Raw genomic sequence first — 3,501 nt, 5'->3', positions numbered from 1 at the left:
AGTCACTTGACGTCACTCCCATGATCGTCGGATCCGCCGTTAGATTTACACTCCCGGGTCACGCAGGGGCACCGACCATCATCTGGTGGAGGAGCTCTGCTGCGGCTGCGGCAGGGCGTTGACGAGTGGCTTGAGGGCATTGTCCAGCAGCCCAGCGTGCCGGGCTGGTGCGTCGGGCTGTATTCGCATGACATGCAGGATGTGGTCACGTACGACGGCGTTGCGCAAGCTGCCGGACTCCTTGCTGCGCAGGATGTCGAGGAGGCTGGGGCCGGAGGCTTCCTGCAGGGCCTCGATCATCTCCAGTTCTTCGATGTCGACGATTTCTACCGGGTCCGTGTCCGGCTTCGTGAACAGCCCCCTCCTCCGGGCGCGTTCACGGATCACGGTCAGGGTGATGAGGTTGACGGGGAAGCCCTCCGGCAGCACGAGCATCGGCAGGAAGCGACGGTCGCCGGCAGCAGGTGCACCAGTGAGGGCGGCCTCGTCGCCGCGCGGCACGGTGATGGTCGCATCGATCTGGTCGAGTTCTTCGACGAATTTGCCGATGTCCTCGATCTGCGATTCGCCGGGTACGGCGGTGGCGGCTTCGCGGCGCAGCTGGGTGGTGGTGACCTCGATGACGATCCAGGCGCCGGGATAGACGATCGCGGCGTCGGCTATGCGCTGGCCTGGGGCGGTGTAGGCGGCCTTGAGTTCGGCGTCGTCGTAGACCCGGCGGGTTGTGCCTTCGTTGCGGGTGATCGCGTGCAGGACCTCGCTGACGTACACCTCACTGCAGTGGCGCAGGGTCTGTTTGGCCCGGGCGGCCGTCTTGCGGTGGCCGGTGGGCTTGGTGCGCCCCGGCGGCGGGAACTCGATGTCGAAGATCGGCAGCCACCCGAAGGCCCGGCTGATCAGGTGGCGGGGTTCGAGGATCAGCAGCCGGTCCTCGGGCAGGCGGATCACGGGCCACTGCTGGAAGGGGTCTCAGCACCGTTCAGGCCGAGTCATCGCTCCGCGAGGATCGCCAGGAAGCCAGCTTCGATCAGCTCCAAATCCGCCCGGAGGTGGTCCGGACAGGTCGGCGGGGTGTGCGTCGTTGCCATCCGCTGACGATGCCGCACGCCTTTGGCGTCCAGTCGGCGACCGTTCCCCGATGGCGGACAGGGGTGCCCCTTGGCTCCGCCAGGGTGAAACCCGAGCCCCAGGACGAACAGATACAAGCTCGCCTCGCACAGCGCAGCCAGCCTCCACACTGAGCAGCAAATAAGCACTCAATGAGTGCTAATATGGGGAGAGAATGCCTGTCGGACACCCGAAGGGGCGAGCATGGTCAAGGGGGCGGCGAACAACGCCGTGAAGCAGCGCCGCGCCGAGCTGAACCTCACGCAGCAGGAGGCGGCTCGACGCGCCGACGTATCTCTGGCAACCTGGCGGCGCTTCGAGAACACCGTAGGCAGCTCCGGCGCGCTGGACGGGTTCCGGGCGGACAACCTGCACGGGCTGGCCCGGGCACTGAAGCTCAGCGTCGCAGCGCTGAGGCAACTGGCCGATGCCGAGGCCGTTCCGGGCATCGAAGAGGATCTCAAGACCGACCAGCAGGTCAGCGGTGTCGTGCAGTTGTTCAACACGTCTTTCACCGGTGACCCGCTCACCCCGGCAGACGCCATGGCCCTGGCCAGTACGGTCGACTTCTCCGATTTCGCTCCCACACGGGACGGCAAGCTGCACCTGGGCACCTCCTCCGGCTACGAGTTCGCCGCCTATCTGAAAGGCGAGGCGACGATCCGCGACGTCGGCCTGCTGCGCGACCTGCCCGAACTGGCTCTCACCCAGGTCAACAACCACTGGCTGGTACGCATGGGCGAGCGCATCATGCGCCTCGGCGGCGAACTGGGCGAAGGGCGCGTCCCGCGTCCTCAGTGCCTCGCCGACGAGTACGCCCTGTGGATCGTCATTCAGAACACCGACCCGCCTCAGCTCGGCGACGTCTTCGACATGTTCCCCGGACTCCGGAGCGCGGAGGACGTGTTCGGTTACGACCCCGACGCCGATGAACCCGACGACGAACACGCGATCCGGGAGGACTGGATGAACCGCATGGTGGGCGGCCTCCTCCCGCCGGACGACAGCCACAGCCACCGGCGCTACGACCTGACCCTGATGGAGGCGTACGGACAGGGCGTCTACGATCCCGGCGACCCCCGTCACCCTCTTCGCTGGTTCGACCGGGACGAGCTGCGTGAACGGTGCGAATCGGAGCTGGCGTTCGTCAGGCTGCCGAACGAGGAACAGCAGGCCCGGACCGCCGAGGCTCTCAACCGCACGTGGGAGGCGCTGCGCCCGGGAGCAGCCTGACCGCAGTGGTTCACGCAGACCGCGCGTTCAGGGCGGAGAACAGCCTGTGGGTAGCGACCGGCGTGTCCACCGGGACGGGGACGGCTGCAAAGTGGCACCGTGTCCGAACCCGGTGGCGGAAAGATGCGTGTCAGAGGAAGGGGCTGGATCCGCATCGAGCGGGTGCCTGCCGAAGACTCAACACTGAGCTGCCGGTGAAGGCAGGTCGTCGAGGATGAGCACGTCAGGCCGTACCAGTTCAAGGATCCGTTTCTCCCAGGTGCGATCCGCGTGACCCCCGGCGAGTTCGGCAAGAAACCGGCTGGTCTTGGCGAAGCGGACGTGGGCCGCCCTGTCGGACGGCGAGGTGGCCCAGGGCCTGGGCGATGCGGGTTTTACCGCCCCTGGGCACCGGCAAGACGCATATGGCTACCGGACTCGCTGTGAGGGCCTGCCCGGCCAGCCACCGGGTCGCGTTCGCCACTGCCGCCCAGTGGGTCGACTGTCTGGCCGCCGCCCACCACGCCGGGCGTCTCCGGGACGAACTGGTCAAGCTCGGCCGCTACCCGCTGATCGTGATCGACGGGGTCGGCTACATCCCGTTCGAGGCCGAGGCCGCGAACCTCTTCTTCCAGCTCATCTCGAACAGATACGAAAGGGCCAGCGTGATCGTCACCTCGAACAAGCGGCGCCCGTGGTTTCGAGACGGTCGGCGGCGGAGGCTCACAGTCCCAGAGCAAGACGAGGGGAGCCTTGAGCGGGGAGGCGCGCGCACGACCAGGTCGCGGCAAGATCGCGTCGCTGATTCCGGATCGACGAGGCGGGCCTCAAGGTCGGCGATGCGCCGGTCCTGGAAACGGACGTTGGACCGAGCAGCCCTGAGTTGCTCTTCGAGGGTCCGGTTGTCAGCGGTCAGCCGGCGGAGTCGCTGATTGAGCGTGGCGTTCTCAGTGGTGCTGCGGATCATCGTCCGCCGCGAGGTCGTGCACCCCAAGTACTGGCCAGTCCGCTTTCGTAGGCGGCTATGACGAGTTGGGCCCGGTCCCTGGCCCCCAGCTTCGTCAGCAGACGGCTGACGTGGGTCTTGACCGTGCCAACGGTCAGATACAGCTCGGCTGCGATTTCGCTGTTGGACAGGCCACGTGCGATCAGCCCCAGCACGTCACGCTCGCGGCCTGTCAC

Annotated in this window: 4 protein-coding genes; 2 read left to right on the top strand and 2 right to left on the bottom strand. The window is 66.9% G+C overall.

The annotated features are described in order from the left end of the window. Window positions 1–78: 78 nt before the first annotated feature. Window positions 79–948 carry a hypothetical protein gene (locus ABZ646_RS43155; RefSeq protein ID WP_360532260.1) on the bottom strand — a complete coding sequence of 290 codons (870 nt, stop codon included), beginning with the start codon at window positions 946–948 and terminating at the stop codon, window positions 79–81. A 363-nt stretch (window positions 949–1,311) separates the two neighbouring features. Between ABZ646_RS43155 and ABZ646_RS43150 the strand changes: the two genes are divergently transcribed. Beyond that, on the top strand, window positions 1,312–2,340 hold the full coding sequence (locus ABZ646_RS43150) for a helix-turn-helix transcriptional regulator (protein WP_360532257.1): 1,029 nt from the start codon (window positions 1,312–1,314) through the stop codon (window positions 2,338–2,340). A gap of 365 nt (window positions 2,341–2,705) precedes the next feature. Next, a complete protein-coding gene (locus tag ABZ646_RS43145) occupies window positions 2,706–3,251 on the top strand; it encodes an ATP-binding protein (protein ID WP_360532254.1) in 546 nt (181 codons plus the stop codon). Window positions 3,252–3,282: 31 nt separating this feature from the next. Here the strand turns inward: ABZ646_RS43145 and ABZ646_RS43140 are convergent. Beyond that, window positions 3,283–3,501, bottom strand: a 219-nt coding sequence (locus ABZ646_RS43140; protein WP_360532251.1) for a response regulator transcription factor, incomplete at its 5' end; no start/stop codon positions are given.

It is taken from the genome of Streptomyces sp. NPDC007162, assembly GCF_040634175.1.
GTDB lineage: Bacteria > Actinomycetota > Actinomycetes > Streptomycetales > Streptomycetaceae > Streptomyces.
This window is presented reverse-complemented; position numbering and strand designations above follow the sequence as displayed.